The organism is Helicobacter sp. MIT 00-7814, from assembly GCF_003364115.1.
Taxonomy (GTDB): Bacteria; Campylobacterota; Campylobacteria; order Campylobacterales; family Helicobacteraceae; genus Helicobacter_F.
Genome location: NZ_NXLL01000002.1, coordinates 99856 through 124290 on the forward strand (window position 1 = coordinate 99856; position 24435 = coordinate 124290).

22 protein-coding genes and 4 pseudogenes are annotated in these 24435 nt (G+C 41.5%); 10 read left to right on the forward strand and 16 right to left on the reverse strand.

The features are described 5' to 3' along the window. Positions 1-144 precede the first annotated feature (144 nt). Positions 145-2004, reverse strand: a pseudogene (locus tag CQA49_RS01280) (ammonia-forming cytochrome c nitrite reductase subunit c552). Between the two features lie 31 nt (positions 2005-2035). Then, on the reverse strand, positions 2036-2545 hold the full coding sequence (gene nrfH / locus CQA49_RS01285; protein ID WP_115574152.1) for a cytochrome c nitrite reductase small subunit: 510 nt from the start codon (positions 2543-2545) through the stop codon (positions 2036-2038). Between the two features lie 348 nt (positions 2546-2893). On the opposite strand from nrfH, the gene CQA49_RS01290 reads away from it, so the two are divergent. The 4 genes from CQA49_RS01290 (at position 2894) to CQA49_RS10650 (ending at position 6720) form a co-directional block, all read left to right on the forward strand. Beyond that, positions 2894-3310, forward strand: a complete 417-nt coding sequence (locus CQA49_RS01290; protein WP_115574153.1) for a MarR family winged helix-turn-helix transcriptional regulator — start codon at positions 2894-2896, stop codon at positions 3308-3310. Then, positions 3307-4530 (forward strand): MFS transporter, encoded by a 1224-nt coding sequence (locus tag CQA49_RS01295; protein ID WP_115574154.1) that lies wholly within the window; start codon positions 3307-3309, stop codon positions 4528-4530. The genes CQA49_RS01290 and CQA49_RS01295 overlap by 4 nt, the downstream gene beginning before the upstream one ends. A gap of 85 nt (positions 4531-4615) precedes the next feature. Beyond that, on the forward strand, positions 4616-5404 hold the full coding sequence (locus CQA49_RS01300) for a polyphenol oxidase family protein (RefSeq protein ID WP_115574155.1): 789 nt from the start codon (positions 4616-4618) through the stop codon (positions 5402-5404). A 668-nt stretch (positions 5405-6072) separates the two neighbouring features. Then, a complete protein-coding gene (locus CQA49_RS10650; protein WP_408938894.1) occupies positions 6073-6720 on the forward strand; it encodes a methyl-accepting chemotaxis protein in 648 nt (215 codons plus the stop codon). Positions 6721-6900: 180 nt separating this feature from the next. Here CQA49_RS10650 and CQA49_RS10655 read toward each other — a convergent pair whose 3' ends face one another. The 7 genes and pseudogenes from CQA49_RS10655 to CQA49_RS01335 all read right to left on the reverse strand — a co-directional run bounded on the left by CQA49_RS10655 (position 6901) and on the right by CQA49_RS01335 (position 12551). Next, on the reverse strand, positions 6901-8073 hold the full coding sequence (locus tag CQA49_RS10655) for a methyl-accepting chemotaxis protein (RefSeq protein ID WP_408938895.1): 1173 nt from the start codon (positions 8071-8073) through the stop codon (positions 6901-6903). Positions 8074-8076: 3 nt separating this feature from the next. Beyond that, positions 8077-8886: pseudogene (locus tag CQA49_RS10660) on the reverse strand (cache domain-containing protein); the annotation flags it as partial. 296 nt (positions 8887-9182) lie between these two features. Next, on the reverse strand, positions 9183-9875 hold the full coding sequence (gene pyrF, locus CQA49_RS01315) for an orotidine-5'-phosphate decarboxylase (protein WP_115574158.1): 693 nt from the start codon (positions 9873-9875) through the stop codon (positions 9183-9185). Positions 9876-9898: 23 nt separating this feature from the next. After that, complete coding sequence (gene nusB, locus CQA49_RS10590) at positions 9899-10549, reverse strand: transcription antitermination factor NusB (protein ID WP_115574159.1); 651 nt, start codon at positions 10547-10549, stop codon at positions 9899-9901. 1 nt (position 10550) lies between these two features. Then, positions 10551-11021, reverse strand: coding sequence for a 6,7-dimethyl-8-ribityllumazine synthase (gene ribH / locus CQA49_RS01325; protein WP_115574160.1), 471 nt, complete (start codon positions 11019-11021; stop codon positions 10551-10553). A gap of 30 nt (positions 11022-11051) precedes the next feature. After that, positions 11052-11873, reverse strand: coding sequence for a 3-deoxy-8-phosphooctulonate synthase (gene kdsA / locus CQA49_RS01330; protein ID WP_115574177.1), 822 nt, complete (start codon positions 11871-11873; stop codon positions 11052-11054). A gap of 24 nt (positions 11874-11897) precedes the next feature. Next, positions 11898-12551 (reverse strand): carbonic anhydrase, encoded by a 654-nt coding sequence (locus CQA49_RS01335; RefSeq protein ID WP_115574161.1) that lies wholly within the window; start codon positions 12549-12551, stop codon positions 11898-11900. 104 nt (positions 12552-12655) lie between these two features. Here CQA49_RS01335 and CQA49_RS10405 point away from each other — a divergent pair. The 4 genes and pseudogenes from CQA49_RS10405 to CQA49_RS01350 all read left to right on the forward strand — a co-directional run. Continuing rightward, a pseudogene (locus CQA49_RS10405) lies at positions 12656-13318 on the forward strand (DedA family protein); the annotation flags it as partial. 279 nt (positions 13319-13597) lie between these two features. Further along, a pseudogene (locus tag CQA49_RS10410) lies at positions 13598-14161 on the forward strand (rhodanese-like domain-containing protein); the annotation flags it as partial. Continuing rightward, on the forward strand, positions 14161-15291 hold the full coding sequence (locus CQA49_RS01345) for a UDP-N-acetylglucosamine--N-acetylmuramyl-(pentapeptide) pyrophosphoryl-undecaprenol N-acetylglucosamine transferase (protein WP_115574163.1): 1131 nt from the start codon (positions 14161-14163) through the stop codon (positions 15289-15291). The pseudogene CQA49_RS10410 and the gene CQA49_RS01345, both read left to right, overlap by 1 nt. 268 nt (positions 15292-15559) lie before the next feature. Next, a complete protein-coding gene (locus CQA49_RS01350) occupies positions 15560-18517 on the forward strand; it encodes a TonB-dependent receptor plug domain-containing protein (RefSeq protein WP_181882573.1) in 2958 nt (985 codons plus the stop codon). 369 nt (positions 18518-18886) lie between these two features. On the opposite strand, the gene CQA49_RS10415 is transcribed toward CQA49_RS01350, so the two are convergent. The 7 genes from CQA49_RS10415 to CQA49_RS01380 all read right to left on the reverse strand — a co-directional run bounded on the left by CQA49_RS10415 (position 18887) and on the right by CQA49_RS01380 (position 22827). After that, the gene (locus CQA49_RS10415; RefSeq protein ID WP_258864143.1) at positions 18887-19021 is read right to left on the reverse strand and encodes a hypothetical protein; all 135 of its coding nucleotides are present in this window, start codon (positions 19019-19021) and stop codon (positions 18887-18889) included. A 4-nt stretch (positions 19022-19025) separates the two neighbouring features. After that, positions 19026-19274, reverse strand: coding sequence for a S24 family peptidase (locus CQA49_RS01355; protein ID WP_115574165.1), 249 nt, complete (start codon positions 19272-19274; stop codon positions 19026-19028). Positions 19275-19284: 10 nt separating this feature from the next. Then, positions 19285-19722 (reverse strand): phage virion morphogenesis protein, encoded by a 438-nt coding sequence (locus CQA49_RS01360; protein ID WP_115574166.1) that lies wholly within the window; start codon positions 19720-19722, stop codon positions 19285-19287. A 123-nt stretch (positions 19723-19845) separates the two neighbouring features. Continuing rightward, on the reverse strand, positions 19846-21012 hold the full coding sequence (locus CQA49_RS01365) for a phage minor head protein (RefSeq protein WP_115574167.1): 1167 nt from the start codon (positions 21010-21012) through the stop codon (positions 19846-19848). Further along, positions 21005-22123: a DUF935 family protein gene (locus tag CQA49_RS01370; RefSeq protein WP_258864144.1), complete on the reverse strand. Its 1119-nt coding sequence runs from the start codon at positions 22121-22123 to the stop codon at positions 21005-21007. The genes CQA49_RS01365 and CQA49_RS01370 overlap by 8 nt, the downstream gene beginning before the upstream one ends. Positions 22124-22132: 9 nt before the next feature. Further along, positions 22133-22618 carry a hypothetical protein gene (locus CQA49_RS01375; protein WP_115574168.1) on the reverse strand — a complete coding sequence of 162 codons (486 nt, stop codon included), beginning with the start codon at positions 22616-22618 and terminating at the stop codon, positions 22133-22135. 5 nt (positions 22619-22623) lie between these two features. Further along, positions 22624-22827 carry a hypothetical protein gene (locus CQA49_RS01380; protein ID WP_115574169.1) on the reverse strand — a complete coding sequence of 68 codons (204 nt, stop codon included), beginning with the start codon at positions 22825-22827 and terminating at the stop codon, positions 22624-22626. Positions 22828-22943: 116 nt separating this feature from the next. On the opposite strand from CQA49_RS01380, the gene CQA49_RS01385 reads away from it, so the two are divergent. Continuing rightward, positions 22944-23495 (forward strand): hypothetical protein, encoded by a 552-nt coding sequence (locus CQA49_RS01385; protein WP_115574170.1) that lies wholly within the window; start codon positions 22944-22946, stop codon positions 23493-23495. After that, positions 23488-24237 (forward strand): XRE family transcriptional regulator, encoded by a 750-nt coding sequence (locus tag CQA49_RS01390; RefSeq protein WP_115574171.1) that lies wholly within the window; start codon positions 23488-23490, stop codon positions 24235-24237. Before CQA49_RS01385 ends, CQA49_RS01390 begins: the two co-directional genes overlap by 8 nt. The last annotated feature ends 198 nt before the right edge of the window (positions 24238-24435 follow it).

A 24435-nucleotide genomic window follows, 5' to 3' on the forward strand; every position in this document is an offset into this window, starting at 1 on the left:
TTTTGGGAAATTATAGCATTTAAAATTAGGGGTGTAAAAAATAAAATGAGGTTGAAATAGGTTTAAAAAAAGAAGTGAGTTTGGAAAATAAGAATCCTAGCCCTGCGTTGAGAAAACGCGGGCTTAGGATTTAAACCTAAAGGATTAATCCTTGTAAGTTGTAAGATGAGAAGTTACCTTATCTACTTTTTTGTAGTTATAAGGTTTTGTATTCGCATCTAGATCGAGCAATTCTTTTGGCGCTGGACCATTGACATTGTGATGCTCATAGTAGCGATCGCCTGCTTTATGTCCGTTCATATCGACTTTGTAAGTGATTTCACCCGGATTGAGTTTTTGAATCTCTTCAAAGCCAACATTTGAAGTTGTAAAGCCTTTGATGCCATTTGCATTTGCAATTTCTACAAGCTTAGTTTGTCCCATTCTAGCCATTTCTACCGCTTGGAGAAGCATTCTGCTTGCTTCGCGTGGATTGTGGAATCCTGTAGAGTTTTCCGCTCCTACGAAGTCACCTCTCATTTGTCCTCTGCGGTGCAATTCTAGTGGCTCTGCTAATGCTTTAGAGATTTTTGCATCATCTGGCTTGCCATCAGTTTGGTATGCGCTTAGTTTGCCTAGCTCAGTTCTCAATCTACCGATATCTTGGATAAGGCTCACTGTCGCATATTCTGCACTTCTTAAGTCATAAGCCACAGAGCGTTGGATATCAGCAATTTGTGCTTTGATATACTCTTCTGGTTGTGAGTGGCAAGTTTTGCACGCTGCGTTAATGTCTTGCAAAGGCGAAGTAATGTTATGTTGTGTAACTTTCTTACCGCCTGCTCCTCTTGTGTAAGGCATATGGCAATCCGCACAGCTTACGCCATTTTGCGCATGCACACCACCGCTAAAGAGTTCAGTTTCTGGATGCTGGATTTTAAGCATAGGTGCTTTTGTAATTTTATGTTGCCAATCTGATGCAAAAATGCCTTTCTCGCGTGCTGCATCATAGTGATCATCAAACATTTCTATTCTAAAAGATTCACCTTTTTTCCATGCACTCCATGGGAACACTAGCTCGATACCATCAACTTCGATTTCTGTAGGCTGGTTGCCATCTCTCCACAAGTCAAACTCATCATAAGTTTTTTGCTCGCCATTCCACCATTTTTTGGTTGGATCTTTTGCGATGCTTTCACCTGCAACTTTGACTTTAGAGCCTGTAGGGCGGAAATAGTATTCCACATGGCATTGCGCACATACAAGAGTTCTCATCTCTTTTCTGTCAGCTTTTACACCTTGATAATCATCTCTTTCATAACCTCTAAAATCTACAAGCGCATTGATAAGCGCTGGGCGTGTGATTCTAAGTCCCATACCGTCAGGATTATGGCAGTCAGCGCAGGTTACACCCATTCTAGTTCCGCCATGTGGCCCTCTATGTGCTTCAGAATTTGGCTCGATACCATTTACTGCTGGCACATTTTTAATCATAGTCCAGTATTTCGTAGAGTTAAAGCGCACCCAATCGCCTTTAGCTGCGTTTTTGTAAAGCCATGGTGTCCAACCGCTGTGGCAGTTCATACAAGCCGCAGGTTGTCCGCCAAACTTCGCAAAACCATGCGCGTTTAGGAAGTCTTTGTTATTCCTTGCTGTATCCATTTGATCGACTTGGATCCAAAAGTGTCCCCTCTCTTCATTTGCATCTAAGCTAAATGGATAGCCCGCCCAAAGCACGGTAAGCTGTGGTTAGCGGATAAGCTTAGAGTAAGCGAGATTCCCACCATAATTTGTATATTTTGGTGCTTCTGTCTCCACTTTCAAATACATATCGCGGTATTCTGGGTAGTTTTTCCCCCAATAATCAAAAGTCGGATTGTCATCAGTGAGCTCGACTAACTCTTTACTTGCGGTAGTCGTGATTGATTTGTTATCACTGATGCTATTGTTGAGCCAAAAAATACCAACTACTATAACAATAGCTAGCACGATAAGAACGGGCATTAAACTACTTTTCTTTTGCATTTTTTCTCCTTAGTTTGTGGTTTGTGTCATCTTAGAATCCACGCTTATGTCCTACGCCTGCGTGGCAAGATACACAGCTTAGACTTTGCGCTTTTCCATCTGCGTGTGTTGTGGGATTGACTGCATTCCCCGCATAGTCTATGTGGCAGTTTATACAATTATCTTGGACTATTCTCTTGCTTTTGTCATTTGCGCTGAGATTTACAGGCAATGAATCAAGCTTGAAAGTAAAAGCATACGCGTGTCCTACACCACTTTCAGCCTTTGCAATCCACTTAGAAATAAAACTATGTGGCAAATGGCAGTCGCCACAAGTCGCCCTTTCTTTCCCCGCGATTTTCTGCGAGTGAGGTCCAGCGAGATAATCATCATACACATCATTCATAATGTGACAATTATTACACGCTGCTGGGTCATTGCTAAGATATGAAAAGCCTTTGGCGTTGTAGAAGGTATATGCACCACTTACAAGTATGACAACAATCAAGAGAACGAAAATCTTTGATAACGCCGATGAACGCTGATTGTTGTATGAACTCAAAAAACCCTCCTTATTTGTGTTGTTTTATTAGAGTTGGCTCTAATATGAGAAAGATTGTAGTGTGAGTTTTCTTAAAGCAATATAATTTTGTTTAGAATACATTTACTTTTGGCGTATTTTTGGAATCTTTTTGACATTTTTACACACTTTTTGAGAATCTAGAGTCACAAATTGAAATAAATTTTAGAATCTTAGATAATTTTTTTGGCGTGGCATTTTGGTTGGTTGCAAAATTTCTTTAAGATTCTCTAAGGTTTATCAAGTTTTTCGCAAAATTTTTGTTATACTTTTGCATAAAAGGTTGATAATATCAATTAATAAAAAATAACTTACCAAAAAGGACAAAATATGTTTTTTCAAAAAATAGCTTCTTTGCATCGCAAGATAGTTTTTAATGTCAATAAACTTCTAAAGCCCTTTGGTCTCAATCTAAGCGATTGGCGCGTTTTTTTATACCTTAGTCAAGCAAAAAGTAGCGCGCTTGTGCCAATTTGTGAATTTTATGGTGTGGATAAAGCAATCCTTACAAGGGCAGTTTCAAAGCTTCATAAACTCGGTTTTATAGAGTTTTTAGATTCCCAAGATAAAAGGGAGAAAATTATCGCCCTAAGCTCAAAAGGCAAGGAGATTTATTATGATGTAAATTTTTGTATTAGGGATTATGAGGCTAAGATACTGCATAATTTAGAATCCAAAGAGCGAGAATTTTTAGTGCAAATAATTGATAAAATCAACCAAAATTTTGACTCAAAGGATTTACAATGAGCTTACAAAGAAAATATCACATTTTTAACCGCGATTTTATCTGTATATTTTTGGTGAATTTTTTTCTCTATACAATGTTTTATCTTAGCACAATTAGCTGTTCTGATTACACTTTGAATGTGTTAGGAGAAAAAACAAGTATCGCGGGACTTGTTACTTGTGTATTTGTTGTTGGTGCGCTTTTTTCAAGGATTTATTTTGGCTCAATAGTTGATAATATCAACCTTAAAAAAGCTCTTTTAATTATCCTGCCATGTATGCTTTTGGTAAATATCTTATACTTTTTTGCCCACACAGCGTTGGTTTTGATTATTTTGCGCTTTGTCTCGGGCGTCTTTCTTGGCGCGTGCTCATGCGTCTGTGGCGCGGCAATAGCACGCCTTATCCCTAGCAATAAATTAGGAGTTGGCATAGGCTACTACGCCTTAAGCGCGATTTTAGCTTCAGCCATCGGTCCATTTATCGCTATCAAGCTAGATTCAAAAGGCGCATTTTTTGTAAGTTTTACCTGCGCGCTTGGTTGCATTGTGGCTGCAATCATTGCCGCAAGCATTTTCAAAGTGCGCGCAAAAAGAGGCACAGCGCAAAATTCCACAACTTCAAAATTTAGCATTTACAGCTATATAGAAAAAAATTGCATTGGCGTAGCGGCTGTCGTTTTTCTCATAGGTGGCGCGTATGGCGTTATTTTGGCGTTTATTAGCGTGTATTCAAATAGCCTAAATTTAGCTTCCGCTGGCTCATTATTTTTTGGAATCTATGCTGGTATCGCGCTTTTTTCTCGCCCTATAGCTGGGAAAATATTTGATAAATTAGGCGCGGATTTTGTGGTTATCCCTTCGATTTTGTTTTTCATTGCTTGCCTTGTGATTTTGGCGTATGCGAGCAATTCCGCAATGATCTTTCTCTCTGCCATGCTGTGCGCGCTGGGTTATGGGAATGCCTGTTCAGCGTTGCAATCACTCGCTGTAAAGCTCGCGCCAAAGCACAAAATGGGGCTTGCGACTTCGACTTATTTTATCGCGCTAGATTCTGGTTTGGGTTTAAGCCCTTATTTTTTAGGGACGCTAGAGCCAATCGTAGGCTTTGCAAGAATCTATGAAATCGCCTCTGGCATTGTCTTTGTAGCTCTTATTGTGTATTTTATATTTGTCATGCGGAAGGAAAAGGGCTTTAGAAATTCCTTAAAAGAATACAAGGCTAGAATTTTTCAGAGTTAGATTCTTTAAGGACTGTAGGGCTTTGTGGCGTTTTTGTAATTTAAGGCTGCATAATACTTTTTAAAATTTTTTCTTAAGGAATAATGTGTTTGCTTTTGAAAAATCTATTAAAACTTCTGCGGGTGGTGTTTCGTTTGCACTTAGCAATCGCTTTGGTGGCGTGAGTAAAAAGCCTTTTGAAAGTCTGAATCTCGGCTTCCATGTGGGCGATGAAAAGCACCTTGTGGAGCAGAATCTACAAATCGCACTTAGCGCCTTTTATGCATTGCAACCAAGTAGCAAGATTGCAAAATCTCTTGCTTATCTCACGCAGATTCACAGCACGCAAGGCGTGTGCGTTTCAAGTGCGATAAGCGGGATTGTAAATTTGGGCGAGGGCGATTTTTTGCTTACAAATAGAAAGGATTGCGCACTGCTCGTGCTTGTGGCGGACTGCAACCCTGTGCTTTTGTATGATAAGCGCAATAATGCCCTCTCGCTCATTCACGCTGGGCGCGCGGGAGTTTTTGGCAAAATCTGCACGCATGCGCTAGAATCTATGTATCAGCGCTTTGGCACGCACGCACGCGATGTGTATGCGTTTGTGGGCGTTGGCATTAGGGAGTGCTGCTATGAGGTGGGGAGTGAGATTGCTTCACATGTGGCGCAGATGGCTAGAGATTCTAAATATACACAAAACGCGAGGGTTTTTCTCACCACGCGCGAGGGCAAAGCTTATCTTAACTTACAAGCAATGCTAGAATCTGAATTTCACGAGCTAGGCGTTGGGGAGAGTGAATTTATGCAAGGCTGTAGTTGCTGTGATAAATCTTTTTTCTCTTATCGGCGTGAAGGCACAACAGGTCGCTTTGGGCTTTTTGGGCGACTTCTTTAAAAGCCAAATTTAGCGCAGAACTTTCTCTAACGGCACGCAAAAATTATTCAGATTTACCCAAATTTATCCAGTAAAACCTTTACAAAAGATTAAAGAAGCACAGCTATAATCCCAACTTTTTTAATTTTAAACAACACAACAACACAAAGTAAGGGAGTAGAATAATGTTTCATTTTTTGTATTTTCGTATGCGTTTGGTGCATATCATAGGTATAGTGCTTTTGCTTGTCAATGCTTTTCTTTTCACAGAGGAAATCACCTCTCAAGTCATACAGCTGGTTTTGGTTTTTGCCCTAGTTTTACATGATGTAGATGAGAAAAAATGGGGTGTGAATCTCACCAAAACAGTGGAAAAAGAGCTAAGTCATATGAATTTGGATTCTAAGCTAAATGTCAATACTACATGGGGCAAGGAAAATGGTAGCATACTCAAGCTTGTTGATAATTTCAAAAACAGCATAAAGCGCGTGATTGAGCTTATCATCGCTTCAGCCAAAAATAGCGAAAAAAATATCAACAGCCTAGAATCTATCTCAAATTCTTTGGATACTTGCAGCCAAGATATGCAAAAAAAGATTGACGCAACTTATCAAGAGACAAAAAGAGTGAATGAGTTTTTGGATAATTTCATCGGGGAAATCGACAAAACCAAAGAAAGACAAGGGCAAATGTCAGAAATCACCGTAGAAATACAAGATTTTTTGACTTCGATACAAAATCTAATCCAAGAGCTTTTCAACCATAATGAAAATCTACTTCAGCATTTTGAAAGCTTGCAAAATAGCACAAATGCCATTACAAATATGGTGCAAACCGTGGCAAACATCGCAGATCAAACCAATTTGCTAGCGCTCAATGCCGCTATCGAAGCAGCGCGTGCAGGCGAGCATGGCAGGGGTTTTGCAGTCGTGGCAGATGAGATACGCAAGCTTGCAGAATCTACGCAAAACTCACTTGATGAAATCAATGCTAATGTAAAAAGCATCACCGGCGAGGTAAATCAAAGCACGCAAGCCCTTGATTCTAATAAAGAAACGATGAGCGAGCTTATCGCGCAAAATCAAAATGCCGAGCAAAAGCTAAATACTTTCAAGCACATTTTTGATCTTAATTTTGAAAGCATTAAAACCATCATCACCAATAGCCACGATGCTAAGAATCTCGTGGAAAATGTTTGTGATGATGTCTCAAAAATCGTGCATTTTTCTGATACAAACTTAAGCAATTCTGAAAATATAAAGGCTATTTCTAAGGAGATTAAAGGCAATTTTGCCGAGCTTGAAAAGGGCATAGCTCTTTTTGGTAATAAAGTTTAAAATAGCTTTACTCGTTTTTTAATGGCTATTTGGCAGGCGGATTCTAACGCGCACCTTGAAGCTTGGGGAAAGAAAGCACAAAGCAGAATCTCAAAACACCAAATTTATATTTTAGTGTTTTAGGAGATTGCTTTGCTGACAAGCCTGCCAAATAAAACTAAAAAATTATTTATCGCTAGGCTAAAACTTCTTTTTATTTACATCGCTTAGGATATCTTCAGCGATGGCATTTACCTTAGTTGTGATGTTGTTGGTGGCGTGTGCTACCTCGACATTTTCGTGTGTGATGGATTCTAGCTGCGTGATAGCCTCATTTATCTGACTTACGCCACTTGTTTGCTCTTGTATGGATTGTGCCATTTCGCTCATGCTTTGGACTAGCAGATTTACATTTGCTTCGATTTCGCCTAGTGATTTTTGTGTGCGCTCTGCGAGCTTTCTCACTTCATCTGCCACGACTGCAAAGCCCCTGCCATGCTCGCCTGCGCGCGCTGCTTCGATAGCGGCATTGAGCGCTAGCAAGTTTGTCTGATCGGCAATATCTTTGATAATTCCGACGATATTTTGTATATCATCTGCTTGCCTTGTAGCCTCGGTTGTTTGATTGCTTACTTGCTGCATAGATGCGCTTATCTCTTCTATTGCAGAAGCGGATTGCTCAAGCGATGAGGCTTGAGTTTGCGAGCAAGAGATAAGTTTATTCATAGATTCTGCTAGTTGCTCGCTTTGGCTGGCTAGATCTTTGGCAAAGTTGCTAGATGCTACGAGCATTCCGCAAATTTCCTTGCCAAGCATATTTGCTGTGATTTCTACATTTCCTTTAGCGTCTTCTATTTTGCTAGTAAAATCTAACGATTTATACGAGTCAAACACGCGATTTATGTCATTCATATCGCGCCCGATTTTTTGCTCGAGAATCTCTAGCATATTATTTAGCACATTTTTTAGCTCGTTTAGTTGCGGATTGCCCGGATTACAAGAGATACGCGCGCCAAAATTGCCCGCTTCTATCTCTTTGGCAGCTTCTATAGTTTGCTCCACCGCCTCTTCATCGCGCCTTACAGATTCTTTGGTATGCACTACATTTTCATTTATATCTTGGACGATTTTGGCAAACTCACCATCGCATTTGACTTGTATATTATCGCAATCGCTACTTTTATGGTTGATAAACGCGAAGAAATTATGCAAGCCATTTTGTATGATAGGGAGGTTTTTCAGATAATACCACAATACAAAATTCACTATCGCCATAACCACGATTATCATCACAATTGAAGAGATGATTTGCTGATAAAGAGTTGTGCGTAATGCGTCATCATAATCAGAAAAAAGGCTAGAAGAGCAAAGCATCCAATCCTTGCTGTCTTTGATACACACGCCTACACGACTGCCTTGAAACTCATATAATATAACACCCGTAGGTCTTAGCGTGTTTAGACTTTTTAGCTCATTGCGAAAAAGATTTATCACGCTAGCCACGCCCGGATCATCGGTGTTTATCAGATCAGGATTGGAATGCGATATGACATTGTCGCTGTCATCTGTTAGGAAAATATTAGTCGATTCGCTTCCGCGTAGTCTATCAAATTCTATCTGCAAATCGCTCAAAAACACATTCCCGCCCACGACTGCGACCAGTTTATCATCTATAAACACAGGCGCATACACAGACATAACCAGCTCATCATCTACATTCATATACGGCTCAGAATAGCCAGATTTGCCCTTGCTTTTTGCCTCTTGATACCATATGCGTGTGCGCGCGTCAAATTTATTGGTGGCAGAGTCAAAATATGCGTATGGATTGTTTCTGCTTTCGCTTATTTTGATAAGAGAACCATCAGATTCAAACCCGATAAAAATCTCGCTAAATTCTATCACCGGTAACACATCTTGCAAAAGTTTAGTGGTGTATTCTCGAGATATATTGCCTTTTTCTGAGATGCTTTGCGCTAGAGCTTTCATACTTTTGTGCTTAGGTGAGAAAAACTCATCTATAAACAGCATACCAGCTTTGATACTTTCCTGCCTTGAGTGCGTCATATTATCGATGATGCCTTGTTTGCTTATGTTGTAACTTATTACTGCGATGATTACCGAGCTTATCACTAGTGCGATAAGCGTGATTAGCGACATTTTGCGTCGCATTCCCATGTTTTTCATGACCACCCCTTAAAAGTTGATAAACCGCTATACATCATCGATATAAAGCTGTTTTGCAGGCTTTGTTTATCTAAGCAGAATCTAAACCTTTAATTAGATTTTAGCTTAATTTTTTGTCGCAAAAACTGCAAAATAGCTTCATGTTTAAATCATCATGCTGGTGAGCCTTAAAGCATGGGCTTTGAACTACGACTTGGCATTTATCTAAACCTTGTATATCGCCACAAAAATGCCAAATCTAAATATCAAGCACTTGATAGATATTTTAGCAGACAAATAAACGCATATGGCTTAAATTATGAGAGATTTTCTAAGATTTTTTCTACCACGCCCAAAGGCTCTTTTGCACGATAAATCGGGCGTCCAACGACGATAAAATCACTCCCCACGCGCTTTGCCATCTCTAAATCTGCCACGCGTTTTTGATCGTTGCTAGATTCATTAAAAGGGCGGATTCCGGGTGTGAGCGTGAGAAAATTCGGATTTGTGTAAGCCTTAATCTCGCTCACTTCAAAGCATGAGCACACCACGCCATCAATCCCGCTAGAATCTGCGAGCATTGCCATTTTGCGCGCGTGGTTTGCAAGCGGTGCGTTATAAACAAGCTCAAAGCCTTGCGTATCAAAGCTTGTGAGCGCACTCACTGCCAAAATCAGCGGGAAATTATCCTGCGCGCGCGATTGAGCGCTTAAAAGCTTCATCGCCTCGATACCACTGCTTGCGTGGATTGTGAGCATATTTACCTGCAGTTTTGCGATTTCACACACCGCATCAAGCATCGTATTTGGAATATCATAAAGTTTCAAATCCAAAAAAAGCTTGAAATCCCCCAAAGCGCGGATTTCTTCTAAAAGGCTCGCCCCATCGCGCAAATACGCTTTCAAGCCAATTTTTAGCCACAATTCCTTGTCAAAGCGCCTCACATCGCGCACCAGCGATAAAGTCTCATCTTTAGAATCTAAATCTAGCGCGATGCAAAGTTTTGGCATAACTTCTCCTTAAAATTTTATGTTTAGGGATTTTTAGGTTTTGTGGATTCTGCACGCTTAAAGCTTTTGTAAGGCTTTGGACTCTGTGTGCGCTTAGGGGTTGTGTTCTTTGATTGATTTGAATTATGGATTCTTTTTTGTGGCTTAGAATCTTGTTTTTTATGCTTAGAATTTTGCGTGGATTCTATGCGCGCTTGCGACGCATTTAGCCTGGCTTGTTTCAAAGCACTTTGCGTGGCTTTTATTTCGTTTAAATATTCTTGCAAATCTTTATCTTTGAGCGCTTTTTGTAGAGAATCTAGCACGCCATTAATGAGCTTTGGCGCGTTATCATCGCCATATGCCTTGCTAAGCTCGATTGCCTCATTTATGACAATCGGAACATCAGTTTTTTGGTAGCACATCTCATACGCGCCAAGTCGCAAAATCGCGCGCTCAATGTTTCCCAGTCGCTCAATATCCCATTCCTTCAAATGCGCACTTATAAGGCTATCAAGCGCATCTTTTTGCTCCACCACGCCCAAAGTTAGGCACAGCGCGAATTCCTGCTGTTTGTGGCGGATTCTCTTTTCTTCTAAAATTTCTTTGGCATTTTTGAGCGCATCTTCATTTCCTAAATCATACGCATACAAAATGCCAATAACCGCGTTGCGCGCCTGCGTGCGTGTCGCCAAACTACACTCCTAGATTCTGATACAAATTCACAAGCTCAATAAGCGAGCTCATACTTTCAAAGCCCTTGTTACCGGCTTTTGTGCCTGCGCGCTCAATGGCTTGCTCGATAGTATCAGTAGTAAGCACGCCAAAAGTCACCGCCGCGCCGTATTTTAGCGTGGTGTTGGCAATGCCTTTTGTCGCCTCCGCCGCGACATAGTCAAAATGTGGCGTAGAGCCTCGGATAATCGCACCAAGACAGCAGATTCCATCATAATCGCCTTGTGAAAGCACTTTTTGCAATGCAAAAGGCACTTCATACGCGCCGGGCACAAGGATTAAATCTAGCAATTCCTCATTCCCCCCATGGCGCAAAAAGCAGTCTTTCGCGCCCTCGATAAGCTTGTCCGTGATGAGGTGATTAAAGCGAGAAGCGATGATTGCGATTTTCTCATCGCCTCGTAGTTGTAATTTCCCTTCGATAATGTTCATTTTTTTGCTCCTTTTTAGTGAAATTAATTTTTACGCATTTTGTGTGGAATTAAGCGTTGGTAAAAGCTCTTGCAAGCGCAATAAATCATCTACCAAGCCAAAAAGTTTAGCCGTTGGGACCATATTTGCCCCATCACTTAGGGCAGATTTTGGATCTAAATGTGTTTCGGCAAAAAATCCATCTACACCCACACTTGCCGCTGCGCGCGCAAGATATGGGACAAATGAGCTATCTCCGCCACTTTTGCCACCAGCCATTCCAGGCATTTGCACGCTATGTGTCGCATCAAAAATCACCGGCGCAAACGCGCGCATAATCACAAGAGAGCGCATATCAACGACAAGATTCCCATACCCAAAGCTATTGCCTCGCTCGGTAAGCCAGATACCATATTTTTTGCTTTCTTCATAAGTGGCTTCATTCCCACCGCGCGTTTTTATCGCCTTTAGCACGACATAGCGCATATCAGCGGGATTCATAAATTGCCCTTTTTTAATATTGACGATTTTATCAGTTTCTGCAACTTTGACTACTAAATCCGTCTGTCGGCACAAAAACGCCGGAATCTGTATCACATCAGCCACCTTTGCGATCGCTTCTGCTTGGCAACTTTCATGGATATCCGTAATGATTTTATAGCCAAATTCTTTTTTAATTTCTGCCAAAAGCTCCAAACCCTTCTCCAAACCCGGTCCGCGGTAAGAATCTAAACTCGTGCGATTTGCCTTATCAAAGCTTGCTTTGAAATAAAAGTCGATTTTTTCATTTTGCGCGATTGGCTGCAATGCCTTTGCTGTGGAGCTTAGATTCTCATAACTTTCAATAACGCAAGGTCCGCTCATTAGAATCATTTGCATACAAATACCCCCTTAATTTTATTTTTTCTTGCTCTCTTTATGCACGATTGGTTTAAACTCGCGCTTAATCATATTATAGTTAAGAATCTCCCCTGTTTCGATAATATAATACCAACCATATACATTTAGCTCGCCTCTATCAAAGCGTTCCTCCACAAAAGGATAAGTAAGCAGATTTTCAAGCTGCTGCTCGACATTGATTTGCTCAGTCAGCCACACACGCTTTGATTTGCTAGAAGGCTTTAGCGCAAGCACCTTTTGCTTGACTGGTTCTAAAAGCTCAATCCACTTTTTGACATAAGGCGCGTTTTCAAGCTTTTGTGGTGGCTCATAAATCGCCGCGCACGCGCCACAATTACTATGCCCGCAAATGATGACATTTTGCACTTCTAAAATCGTCAAAGCATACTCAATCGCTGAAGTAGTCGCAAGATAGCCCTTACGCATAAGATTAGATTCTGTGTAAGGTGGGATAATATTCCCCACATTGCGCACCACAAACAAATCGCCCGGATCAGAACTTGTGATGAGATTTGGCACCACACGAGAATCCGCACAGCTAATAAATAGCGTATGGGGATTTTGAGATTTTTTCAAACTTTCATAAAGCTCTTGGTGCGTGAGGAAATCCTCCTCTTGGAATCTAATCGCACCTTCAAATAATTCTTTCATAAAATATTTACCCTTAATGTAGTTGCAAATTTAAAGCTAAATTATAACAAAAGCATTTATAATAGCGGCTTTATTTTTCTAAACAAACTACAAAAAGGATTGCAATGTTTGGGCAAATTGTTGATTTTATTGTGAATTTTGTCAGTGCAGCGGGGTATCTTGGGATATTTGCGATGATGTTTTTGGAATCTAGCTTTGTGCCTTTCCCTTCAGAAGTGGTGATGATACCTGCGGGCTATTTGGCGTATAAAGGCGAGATGAATGCAGTGATTGCGGTGATTGCAGGTATTGCGGGCTCACTTGCAGGCGCGCTATTTAATTACTACTTGGCGATAAAGTTTGGCAGGGATTTTCTTATCCGCTTTGGTAAATATTTTTTCTTTACAGAATCCACAATGCAAAAAATGGAAAATTACTTCAAAAAGCATGGCGAGGTAAGCACCTTTATTGGGCGGCTTATTATGGGCGTTAGGCAATATATCTCGCTTCCAGCAGGACTCGCAAGAATGAATCTTGCGAAATTTAGCTTTTACACAAGCCTTGGCGCGGGTATTTGGGTGGTGATTTTGACAATCCTTGGCTGGTATATTGGCAAGCTTTTTGGCTCGGGCTTTGAGGTGGAAAACATTATCCACGCTTTCACTTCAAAAGAACTTGATGGCGCGCAAAGCACGATCAAATCCTACGCAAAACTTGCCGGCTATGCCACATTAGTTTTTGTGTGTGCGGTGGGCGTGGCGTATGTGCTTTGGCAGAAGTTTAAAGAAAGCAAGCTAAAAAGAATTATAAGTGTGGTGCTTGTGATGGGTGTATTTATCGGTGGGACAGCGTTTTTTGCACTTTCTAATAAGGCGCCAAAAATAGATTCTAATAATAAATTTGTCGCTTTGCATTTGGCGTATTTGCAAATGCTAGATTCTCAAAAAAATGCAGAATCTAGCGCGCAAAACAGCGCGTTAAATGGCGCGCCGGCAGAATCGCAATTAGGAGCGCAATCACAAGCACAATTAGAATCAATGGAGGAGGCAATCGCGCTCAAGCAGCGCGCGGATAACAACAACTACAAGCTTATTGATTCTGAAAGTCTCGCTTCAGGGCTTAATGATTTTGTGATTATCGCTACTTTGCCACGCGGGATTTACAACCTCGGACTTATCCCAAATGCGAAACATTTTGGCTTTAGCAAGTCGCTAAGCTTAAATGAAGATGGCAGTGAGTGGAATTGGAAAGAGGATTCTCAAAATGGCGATATGAAGCAGTTTGTAGAGTTTTTGGGCGCGAATAAGGGCGCAAAAATCGTGTTTTATGACGAGGGAGATTCTATCTTTGCGCCCGCTGGGAGCGCGCATACCGCCATACTTTGGGCGCAACATTTAGGATACACAGAGCTTTATCGCCTTGTGGGGGGCTTTGGCGCGTGGAAAGCGCTAGGCAAGCCTATCACAACGCAAATGCCTGAATGCTGTGAGCTTAGCGATGACAAGGCACACGACCACAGCACACACGGCGCAAATCACGAACATAGTGAGCATGGCGCGCATGACACGCATAACCACGACGCACATAGCGCACATGATAAAGCACACGACCACAGCGAGCACAAGCACTAATGTTTGTTATCACAGGTGGTGGCACAGGCGGGCATTTAGCCATCGCAAAGGCACTTGCCATAGAGTTAAAAGCGCGCAATATTCCTTGCGTGTATATTGGCTCGACTTTGGGGCAGGACAAGCTTTGGTTTGGGGAATCTAGCGCAGATAGTGCAGACAAGGCAAATAGCGCAAACAACGCGGGCGACACAAGTAACACAAGTAACGCAAGCGAGGCGCTTTTTGTAAAAACCTATTTTTTGGAAAGCACCGGCGTGGTGAATAAAAGAGGCTTAGCCAAACTTGGCGCGCTTTTAAAAATCGCAAACGCCGCAAAGCAAGCGCGCAAGATTTTTAAGAAACACAATGTGCGCGCAGTTATTAGCGTTGGCGGATTTAGCGCAGCGGGTGCGAGCATTGGCGCGCTAGTTTGCAGGATTCCGCTTTTTATCCACGAACAAAACGCGGCGAGCGGGAGTTTGAATAAGATTCTTTCTCCCTTTGCAAAGGCAGTTTTTAGCTCATTCCCTCAAAGTGACGCAGGCTTTTTCAAAGCGCGCAATTTCGTGCAGTGCGCCTATCCGATACGCAAAGAGTTTTTTTCCAAAGCGCGCGTAAGGGAGAAAATAGATTCCGTGCTATTCCTTGGAGGCTCGCAAGGTGCGCGCGCGATAAACAATCTCGCCTTAGAGCTTGCGCCAAAACTTTTGGAGCACGGGATAAAAATTTCTCATCAATGTGGCAAAAACGACTTTGAGCGCGTCAGAGAATCTTACGCAAAGCAGGGGATTTTAGAGCGTGTGAATGCCTTTAGCTACAACCCAAATCTTGTCGAGCTTATGGCGCAAAGCGATGTTTGCATTTCGCGCTCAGGGGCTTCAAGCGTGTGGGAAACCTGCGCAAATGGCTTGCCCTGCTTTTTTGTCCCCTATCCTTATGCACACAAAAATCATCAGTATTTCAACGCCCTTGAGTTCCAAAAAAAGGGGCTTGCGGAAATCTGCACTGAAGATAAGCTAGATTCTGCAAAGGTTTTGGCATTTTTGCAAAACTTAGCGCCAAAAATTTCTCAAATTTCCCAAACTCTGCAATCCACAATTTCCCCAAATGGCGCAAAAGAAATCATCACTAAAATAGAATCTGCCTTGTAGATTCTATTTTTATTTCCCTTTTTGCGCGTCCATGCTTAGAGATTGCAAGGTATAAAATCACTCATCGCCATTTTTTAATTCTCAATTTGTTAGCATTCTTTTAAGCATTTCCCCATTTTTTTACATAAGATTCTGTGAAAATGTTACAATTTGTTAATTTTTGCAAATTATGAAAGCCATTCTTAGTTATTTTAAGGTTTGTTGTTTTTTTTTGTATAAAATTGCATTCACCACAACAAAAATCTTTTTTGCTTATGAGGAGAAGCTTATGAAAATAAATCTCAAAACATATATAATGAAGCAGGGTTTTTGCCTTGCGTTTTTATGTTGTTGTGGGGCAAGTGTGGCGCAAAGCGCAGAATCTACAAACGCGCAAAATGCGCCAAAGATTCTCGCGCAAGCGCAAAACCCCACACAAAGCACGATGAGCGAGCAAGGAGCGCAAAGCCAAAGCACCCAAATGCGCTATGACGCAAGCTCTAGCACGCAAGAGGAGCAGACGAGTGTAAGCGACACAGCGGGATACTTGCCACAAGAAAAGGTGCGCTTAAACAAAGCCACCGCGGTTGGGAGTGTCGATGCGGATTTGCAAAAGTTTCAAAGCGGGGAGAGCTTAGATCGCAAGATGCTAGATTCTAATCCTAGCGGGAATGGCGATATTACGAGCATTCTGCGGATTTTGCCAAATGTGCAGTATGACACGCAACAGCTTAGAAGTGCCACGCCCGGCGAAATCGACCCGGCGAAAATCAGCATTAGCGGGGGCTTGCATTATCAAAATCTTTTTATGATAGATGGCATGGGAATGAATAATGATTTAAATCCAGCCGGAACTGCAAGCGGTTGGGATGGCGTGCCGGGCAATTCTCAAGGGCTTAATATTGATACAAGCTTACTAGAATCTATCAAAGTGCAGGATTCTAATGTTGGCGCGGCGTATGGGGGCTTCACCGGTGGCGTGATAGAGGCAAACACACGCCGACCGACAAAAGACTTTGGCGCAAACATAAGCTATCAGATTACGCAAGGGAATGCCGAGCCGGGCGCATTTTCGCTAACAAACTATCATATTTATGGTGATGACGCGGAAATTCAAGATTTTGTCAATTCTTATTCCGCGTCCAATCAGCCAAAATTTATGAAGCATATTGTGCGCGCAAGTGCAGAATCTAAGATTAATGACCGCTTAGGTGTGCTTGCGAGCTTTACAACTACGCAAAGTTTTATTCCCTTGCGCGCAAATAGTGATATAAGCGCTAGCCAAGTAAGCCCTGTTGATCCAACAGACCAAACTACGCGCAAGCGCACCCAAAAGCGCCAAAGTTATAATTTTTTCTTAAAAACCTATTATGACCCAAGCGATGATTTAAGATTAGAATTTACCTACACTTACGCGCCACAATATAATGAAATTTTTATGGCTGGTTCAAAAAATGATGACTATTACACCTATGATTCTGGTGGGCATAATGCAGGTTTAAAGGCTATTTGGCAAAATAGTTTAGGTGTGCTTACAAATACGCTTAGTTATAATTTTTTAGAATCCTCTTTAGATGCAAACTACAATGCAACAAAATTTTGGTATCCATCAGCAAGCGTAAATTGGGGGCGCTTTGGTTGGTATGCGCGTGAAGGTGGGCTTATCCCTTCAGAATCCACACAACACACACTTAGCAATAAACTTATACAAGATTTTACACCCTTTGAAATTCTAAACACTACGCACGCGATTCAAATAGGCTTGGAGCTAGGCTACCAATATGCTAAGCGTGGCTATACGAGGGATTTTGACTTTGCACGCAATAATGGAAATATACAGGCAATGACACAAGACCAACAAACCTTATGCGCCCAAACTGACGGGCAATGGTGCAATACCGACCCTGCATATGGCTCGCAAAGTCAATATTGGCAATATGGGCAGTGGTTTAGACATATCGCACGCTATAAGCAGGGGAATGTTGCTGTTAATAATGCGCTTGGTGCGCTCTTTTTACAAGATGACATAAGGGCAGAATTTGGAAAATTTGGCGCGTTTAATGTGCGTCCGGGGCTGAGGGTGGATTCTGATACTTATATGGGGAAAGTTACTTTTGCACCGCGCTTAAGTCTTAACTACGAAGCCCCATGGAATGAATGGGAAAGCGGGCGCAACTTTGCTACACAACTAACCACCGGGGCAAACCGCTACTATGGGCGCAATATCTTCGCCTACGCGCTGGCTGATAAAATAGACACCTTAGAGTATGGTTTGCGTAGGAGAGACCCTAGCGTATCTTGGGACGAAGTAGAAGCCACAAATAGAGAATGTCAAGGAAATGTCAATGCAGACCATGATAATTGTATTGTTCATTATGCAAGTGGCACGAAATTTTCTCAACTCAATGTTCCTTATGTCAATGAATATATGCTGGGCTTTATGCAGAGAATCTATGCTTGGGATTTGGGTGTAAAATATATCTACCGCGAGGGTAAAGATGAGATAAGGCGCACAAGTCGAAATGTGAGCGGACTAGAGGCTGATCCAAACTATACGAGTAATTATTATGTCTATACCAACGAAGGCAGAAGCACCACAAATGTAATTACGCTTACTTTGCAGAATAACACGCCTTTAGAGCTTTTCAACACGCGCCATTTTGCGTTACTAGCCCTTGACTGGACGAATGTCCGAAGAAACTACACCGACTATACCGACACACTCACAAATAACGAGCTTGCAAATCAATGGATAAGCTGGAATGGGCAAATTATCCGCTATGCTGACAAGCCCGCTGATAACTATATCCGCCCCTATACCATACGCCTTACCACCACGCATAATTTTGAGCTTGGGCGCACGAAGTGGCTGCTTAATAACTTCTTCCGCTATCGAAGCACTTATAATGTGATGGCAAGCACACCGGCAAGCAATACTTCATACCCCAACAGACTTCCGCAACCCGATTACGCAGACCTTGATGGCGATGGCGTGGCAGAAACCGCGGTGGATACCTTCCGCCCATTTAAGGTAAAAGGCGCTTTTACATGGGATATGCGCGTGGGCTTTGAAGTCAATGTATGGCGCGGAAACACGCTGTATATGAACTTTGATATTTACAATGTGCTAGATTCTAAAAATCTTGCAATCGCAAGCGCGAGCTACAGCACCACAGCCGGCACGACCGCTGTGCCTGTATATGAAGTCGGCAGGCAATTTTGGGTACAAGTGGGATATAAATACTAAGCGCAGTATTTACCCCCCCCCCTGCGCCATTGCGAAGTGTGTTTTTGTCATTGTAAGGATTTGTTATTTTTTTGTCATTGCGAGCCGACCCATCGGCGAAGCAATCCAAAAATTTAAATAAATAATCCGCGCCCCGCGCAAACCGAGATTTTGCACCGCAAAATCCAAATAAAATGGAATAAAAATTTAGGCAGTAAATTTTTCAATTAAAGGAATTCTGTATAACCCGCTTTGAAATCAAAGTCATTTCACACTAAAAATCAAAGTGAGCGGTTTGACTTTGATTTTTACCATGAAATTTTACTTACATTTCTTTAAAATCTCTAAACTTTTAAACACCTTTTAAATGCTTTTAAAATCCTTGCAAAATCAGTGCAAGCCCGCGCCATAAATCCCGCGCATCAAGCACACCTTCACACTAAGTAAGCCCGCGCAACCACAAATCCTCGCAAGCCCACACCAAACACAAAGCCCAAGCCCACGCAAGCCAAGCCACGACCACAAGCGCTCACACCCTCCTTATCACAGCTTTGATGCGCCCTACAATATTGACATTTTGCATCGCATATTCCATAGGCGCATACGCAGGATTGAGGCTTTGCAAGATGATGCGCTCACCCTCCACTACGCATTGTTTGACAAAAAGCCCTTCAAGCGTATTCACCGCATAAATCCTGCCATTTTTCACCCTCCTTTCCTTCCTATCCACCATACACAAGCTCCCATCACTTATAAGCGCCTCCATACTCTCACCCAAAGCGCAAGCCTTATAAATTGAAGTGGTTTTTGATGATTGTCTCTATGTCTTTTTTTAGTATCTTTGGAATCTCCCCCTTTGCATTAAAAGGCATAAATGGGCGCGCGGGGATTTTTACGCTTTTTTTTCTCCCAGCTTTGCCACCAAATTGATGGATTGCAGCATATTGTATATTTGTGCCGACAAGCACGCTTTTTGGTGCTTGCACTTGATAAGAGATGCTGTGTGAAAGGCGTGCAGATTCTGTTAGGATTTTAGAACTTTTCTTTTTGGCAAGTGTTTTTTTACTTAGAGGTTTCCATTTTTCATTAAATGGGCTTTTTTCTCTTTCAAAGCTAAGCTCGGATTCATTTTGTGTGATATTACCTACTTCAGCAAGCATGGGTGCGAGATTACGCGCTTTTAGCTCTAGCATTTTGATTTTATTTTGTAATTGTGAGAAAGTCATTTAAAAATCCTTTAAATTGTGTTATAATGCATGCCACTTAGGAAGCATAAGAAAATAAGCTGGAGTATCCCATTCCCCTGAAATAATGGTGTGCAGGTCTAGAGCTTTCCTGCGTTATGTTTTCTAGGATTTTTTATAAACCACTGATTTATTTTTTAGGTTTTTCATCAAAGTTTCTTTCTCATCAACACTTAGCAAACTCTCCACCCAAATTTCTTTCTTATCCGCAAGGCTTTTAAGACTTAAACGATACCATTTACCTAGCTTGCTTGCGATAATATATTTTTTATCAGAATAGGAATCTTGGTAGATAGAATCTATATCATCAAGCATATAGCTGATAAGTGAGTAATCAAACACGCTTATTTCTGGGTGTCTTGGTTTATGGTCATCAATCGTGCTTGCTCGGATTTGAATAGTTGGCGCACTATTTTTAAAAAGCTCTTGGAGCTTTGAAGGGGTTTTAAGAAGTTGCATAACTCTTTGCTTATCTTGCGTGTCCCATAGCTCTTTTAGCTCTCTATATTTTGAAGCATTTTCTTGTATTTGCTTGCTTAGATCTTGCAGGCACTCTGTAGCGGTTTTATTGTTTGCGAGCTTTTGGAGCTTTTTTGAAATGATAGCTTGGAGATTATCTTGTGTGTTTTTAAGATTCCTTGTATCATAATCCCAGTCTTTGTGTGCTTGGAAGTTTGGCGCGCTTTTGGTTACTTCCCAGCCTCTTGCTTGTATTTGCTCTAGGCTATAGCTTTGCACTCTACAGCGACAATTCCACGCATTTGGTGGATAGTTTCTCTGCCAAAAGGGATCATCACGATGCAAGATGAGCCCATGCAGTGCGCGGTGGCTTTGACGCACTCTATTATCCCCCACGCATACATAGCGTAAATATTGAGAATCTGGGAGCTTATATTGAGCTTGCGCGCGCGCTTGCGTGTAGGAAGTTCGCATATTTGTGTAGTAGATATTTTTTAAGCGTCTATTGCCTACAAAGATTTCTTTTTGCTCGCCTGTATTTGGGTTGGTAACAATACTTTTACCTAGCCAGCCTGCTTTGGCTAGGGTTGGGGAGATTTGGGCTTTCCAAGTCTCAAAGTTTGTGCCTTCATTAAGAGAGTGCAATAAGCTTTCTTGCAAGAAGCTAAGAAGCTCGATTTGCGTAACCTTAGCAATGGTAAAGGCGCGCAAATGCGCTTGGTGTCTAATCTCATCATAATCAAAGCTAAGGGTTGGATCTTTGGCTTGCAAAAAGGCGATATTTTCAATTGGCGGAAGCTTGAAACTAAACATTTTGTCCCCCTTGCTCGCCAAAAAGGAAGGCATTAGCGCATAAGTCCATAAGCTTTTGCTCGGCATTTAGCAAATCCTGCCCCTTAAAAGCTAGCTCTAGGGCTTTTTGCACCTCTTCATAATCGCGCGCACCTTTCAAAAATGGCGTGATATCAATATCCCCAAAGTCCGCATTATTGAGCGTTTGGAAGTTTCTATCAAAGCCATCAAGTGGCAGGAATGAGGAAAGCGCGCTATTTGCTTGAGTGTTTGAATGCAGGCTTTGAGAGAGTGGATTTATCGCGTTTATAGGCTCTTGCGCGTAGCTTAAGCCTGTGATTTTAAAGGTTTTTTCTAAATGCTCTAGTGGGATCTTCACGCCCATTTGTGAAAGGATAAGGTAGGTGTCGGCTTGAAGTTTTTCGTCTTTTTCAGTGTTTGTATCAAGCTCAAAGCTAAAAGGCGCGACATTGGCAAAATTTAGCTCTAAGGCTTTTTGCAAAAGTGCGCTTATGCCTTGTGAAAGCAAGGCAGCATCAAACTCGCAAAGCTCTTTTTGTATATCGCTATGCACGCTACCTAAGGCTTGCGTGCCCTTTTCTACCGCGTTGCCTGCAAGCACTTGCCCTGTGATGACTTTTGAAATACATTCATCACAATAGCGCACAAATTCTAAAAATGTCCCCTTATCCACATTGCCATTTAGCACCTCAAGCGTGTCTTCCTTGCCAAAAAGCCCAACGCCATTGCTTCGTAAATCAAGCGCGCAGTCAAGCACGCTTTTTGCAAGCTCTTTGGTTTGTGTGGCGTCAGATTTTATCAAAAGTGGTGGCACAGCAAAGCTTTCAAGGTAAGTCATATATTGCATGATTACTACATGCTTTAAGGACGCGATACAAATCACCTTATATGCCAAACTCTGCTCGATAATATTTCCGCTATCGGTTGGGTGAAAATAGCTCCAAATATCCTGCGTGGAATCTAAATAAGTCTTATTGCCTCCAGCGCTTAGGTAGGGTTTGAAAGTATTATCGCATTCAAAATAGTTGTTTTGTATGGCTGTGGTGGTATTTATCCACATTTCACTTTTTACATTGCGCGTAGTATCATTAAGCGTGCTTTGCCCTTGCATTTGGGAATCTCACGCATTTTTGATAATCCACTTTTGAGATTCTTTTGCGCCTTGTCTTTCCTCTTGCCCTCTTGTGGAAGTCCCTATTTTAGGCAGTGTTGTAAGTGTTGTCAGTGTTGTAAAAGATTTTTGCGATACGCATAAGGGAGAGAATGTATCGCTTGGCAATTGTGCGCTATTCTCTCTATTATGTGTATGTGGCGCAGGTTGCAAATATCCACTTTCTATAGGCGTGCCTTGTGTAGCCATTTTCTGCATAGCCATTTCCTGTGTAGCTTGCAGTGCAAACTCTTGGGCTTCTTGCTCGCTTGCAAATGGCTCACTCCATATTTGGAGGATCTTGCCCCCGCGCCCAATGCCGTGAGTGTATTTATAGGAAAAATATTGCCTATTAATACGCAAAATTTTTTTACCATTTTTAAAGGCACGAACACAAGCTTTTTTCAAAGTCTCATAGTTGATACCTACAGCAAACTCCCTACTGCTAAGCCACATTGCTTTTACGCTCCTTGTTGCATAAAGCCTGATTTGATTAGAAGCTCTTTAAGCTCCTTACTCCTGCCATACTTCCCAGAGATCTTGCCATGTGAGATTTGATTAAGCAGTCCTATATCTTTTTGGCTTAGTCCTTGAGAGCGCGCCCAAGTGCGTAGCTTCATACCATTACGCGCCATCTTTGTGCTCAAAGTCTCATTTTTTGCCATTACTAGCCCCTTTGATAGAAGTGCATTTATTTATTCTTTATCTTTTTTGAAGTAAAGTTATAAATAAATTGTTAGAATTATACATAAATTTTTATGTATAGTCAAGGGGGTAAATCATGGAATCACTCATTCTTCCTGCGTTAATTGTGATTATTTGGCTTTCTTATAGATACTTTAAAAAACGAAAGATGGTTAAACTTATTAAGCAGAAATATCCTAATAAGGAGCTTGTTGAGCGTATTGTCAAAAAACATGCCCTAGATTTTTCCACTGATAGCGACAATGAAATATTAGCTTCAAAGAATCTAGAAAAAGCATTCCTATACTGGGCTGAAAATGATTTGAAAAGAGCTCGAGATTGTTTTCAAAGAACAGCCCAAATAACAGCTCAAGACGATATTCCTCAATATAAATCAGAAATTGTGACAAAAATCATAACTGAATTTACCGAATACGATGATTTATTTCACGATATCATACGAGACACTCAAAATATCCTTGATAAAAACCCAAATATTTTACAGACAGATATTTACGCCCATTTAAAAGAGTATTCAAAAAGAGATATCCAATATGCACTTTATTATGCGGATGTAAAAAACCTTATAAGCAGAGTTAAAAAGAATAGAAGTTATATCTTAAACAACAAAGACAGCAATAATGATTAGCGCAAAACTTTTAGCTATTCGTAATCATAGCGGACTTTCGCAGAAAGACTTTGCAACTCAAACAGGCATATCGTATGGGACTTATCAAAGTTATGAATATGGCAACCAATCCCCTCGCTACGATTATTTACTGAAACTATCAGAAATATTTAAAGTGCCTATGACTTATTTTGTAGAGCAAAACGATTCGTTAGTCTTTCGTAAGTCGGCGCAAGATGATTCGTTAGTCTTTCGCGAATCAGAGCAGATTCGCGAATCAAACTCTACAACACTAAATGACGATGTCCCTCAATATGTCCCTCAATCAGATTCCACCCCCCAAAATCCCTCTAAGCCCTCATCTATCCTTATTCCCATCTTTGATGATATCACCGCAAGTGCTGGCACAGGTGCTTTAAATGAAGAGCATATCTCGCGCTACACAAGCCTTGATAAGGTGCTTTTGCGCGATTACTTTGGGCTTAGCTCGTTTTTGGGGCTCTCCATCATCACTGCGCGCGGGGACTCCATGCTGCCGACAATCCCAGAGAACTGCCAGCTACTCATACAGCGCACCCAAAGCCTGCAAGAAGGGCAAATCTGCGTGGTGCGCCTCGATGATGAGCTGTATGTCAAACGCCTACAGAAGCGCCCGCGCTACAAGCTCATAAGCGACAACAAAAGCTATGATGACATAGAGCTAGAGAATGAAAACTATGAGATTGTAGGGATTGTCATAGCGGTGCTTAAAAAAATCATTTAAACGCTTTTAAACACGTGTGTAAGGGATTTTTAAACAATGTATAAAAACTTTTAAACAGATTCTAAAAACTTTATACATTTTTTATACATTTTTGCACTCACTTTGATTTTAAAAATATCCCGCATACTCTCGCCCCTCACGCCATTTTCTCCCATTTTCCTAGACTTTGATTTTAAACACTTTTATACAAATTCAAGT

What these genes read in the sequence shown, in the direction of transcription:
- CQA49_RS01290 (WP_115574153.1), top strand. Translation starts at nt 2,894, where the DNA reads ATGTTTTTTCAAAAAATAGCTTCTTTGCATCGCAAGATAGTTTTTAAT.
- CQA49_RS01295 (WP_115574154.1), top strand. Translation starts at nt 3,307, where the DNA reads ATGAGCTTACAAAGAAAATATCACATTTTTAACCGCGATTTTATCTGT.
- CQA49_RS10650 (WP_408938894.1), top strand. Translation starts at nt 6,073, where the DNA reads ATGTCAGAAATCACCGTAGAAATACAAGATTTTTTGACTTCGATACAA.
- CQA49_RS10655 (WP_408938895.1), bottom strand. Translation starts at nt 8,073, where the DNA reads ATGCTTTGCTCTTCTAGCCTTTTTTCTGATTATGATGACGCATTACGC.
- pyrF (WP_115574158.1), bottom strand. Translation starts at nt 9,875, where the DNA reads ATGCCAAAACTTTGCATCGCGCTAGATTTAGATTCTAAAGATGAGACT.
- ribH (WP_115574160.1), bottom strand. Translation starts at nt 11,021, where the DNA reads ATGAACATTATCGAAGGGAAATTACAACTACGAGGCGATGAGAAAATC.
- kdsA (WP_115574177.1), bottom strand. Translation starts at nt 11,873, where the DNA reads ATGATTCTAATGAGCGGACCTTGCGTTATTGAAAGTTATGAGAATCTA.
- CQA49_RS01335 (WP_115574161.1), bottom strand. Translation starts at nt 12,551, where the DNA reads ATGAAAGAATTATTTGAAGGTGCGATTAGATTCCAAGAGGAGGATTTC.
- CQA49_RS01345 (WP_115574163.1), top strand. Translation starts at nt 14,161, where the DNA reads ATGTTTGTTATCACAGGTGGTGGCACAGGCGGGCATTTAGCCATCGCA.
- CQA49_RS01350 (WP_181882573.1), top strand. Translation starts at nt 15,560, where the DNA reads ATGAAAATAAATCTCAAAACATATATAATGAAGCAGGGTTTTTGCCTT.
- CQA49_RS01360 (WP_115574166.1), bottom strand. Translation starts at nt 19,722, where the DNA reads ATGACTTTCTCACAATTACAAAATAAAATCAAAATGCTAGAGCTAAAA.
- CQA49_RS01365 (WP_115574167.1), bottom strand. Translation starts at nt 21,012, where the DNA reads ATGTTTAGTTTCAAGCTTCCGCCAATTGAAAATATCGCCTTTTTGCAA.
- CQA49_RS01370 (WP_258864144.1), bottom strand. Translation starts at nt 22,123, where the DNA reads ATGCAAGGGCAAAGCACGCTTAATGATACTACGCGCAATGTAAAAAGT.
- CQA49_RS01375 (WP_115574168.1), bottom strand. Translation starts at nt 22,618, where the DNA reads ATGTGGCTTAGCAGTAGGGAGTTTGCTGTAGGTATCAACTATGAGACT.
- CQA49_RS01380 (WP_115574169.1), bottom strand. Translation starts at nt 22,827, where the DNA reads ATGGCAAAAAATGAGACTTTGAGCACAAAGATGGCGCGTAATGGTATG.
- CQA49_RS01385 (WP_115574170.1), top strand. Translation starts at nt 22,944, where the DNA reads ATGGAATCACTCATTCTTCCTGCGTTAATTGTGATTATTTGGCTTTCT.
- CQA49_RS01390 (WP_115574171.1), top strand. Translation starts at nt 23,488, where the DNA reads ATGATTAGCGCAAAACTTTTAGCTATTCGTAATCATAGCGGACTTTCG.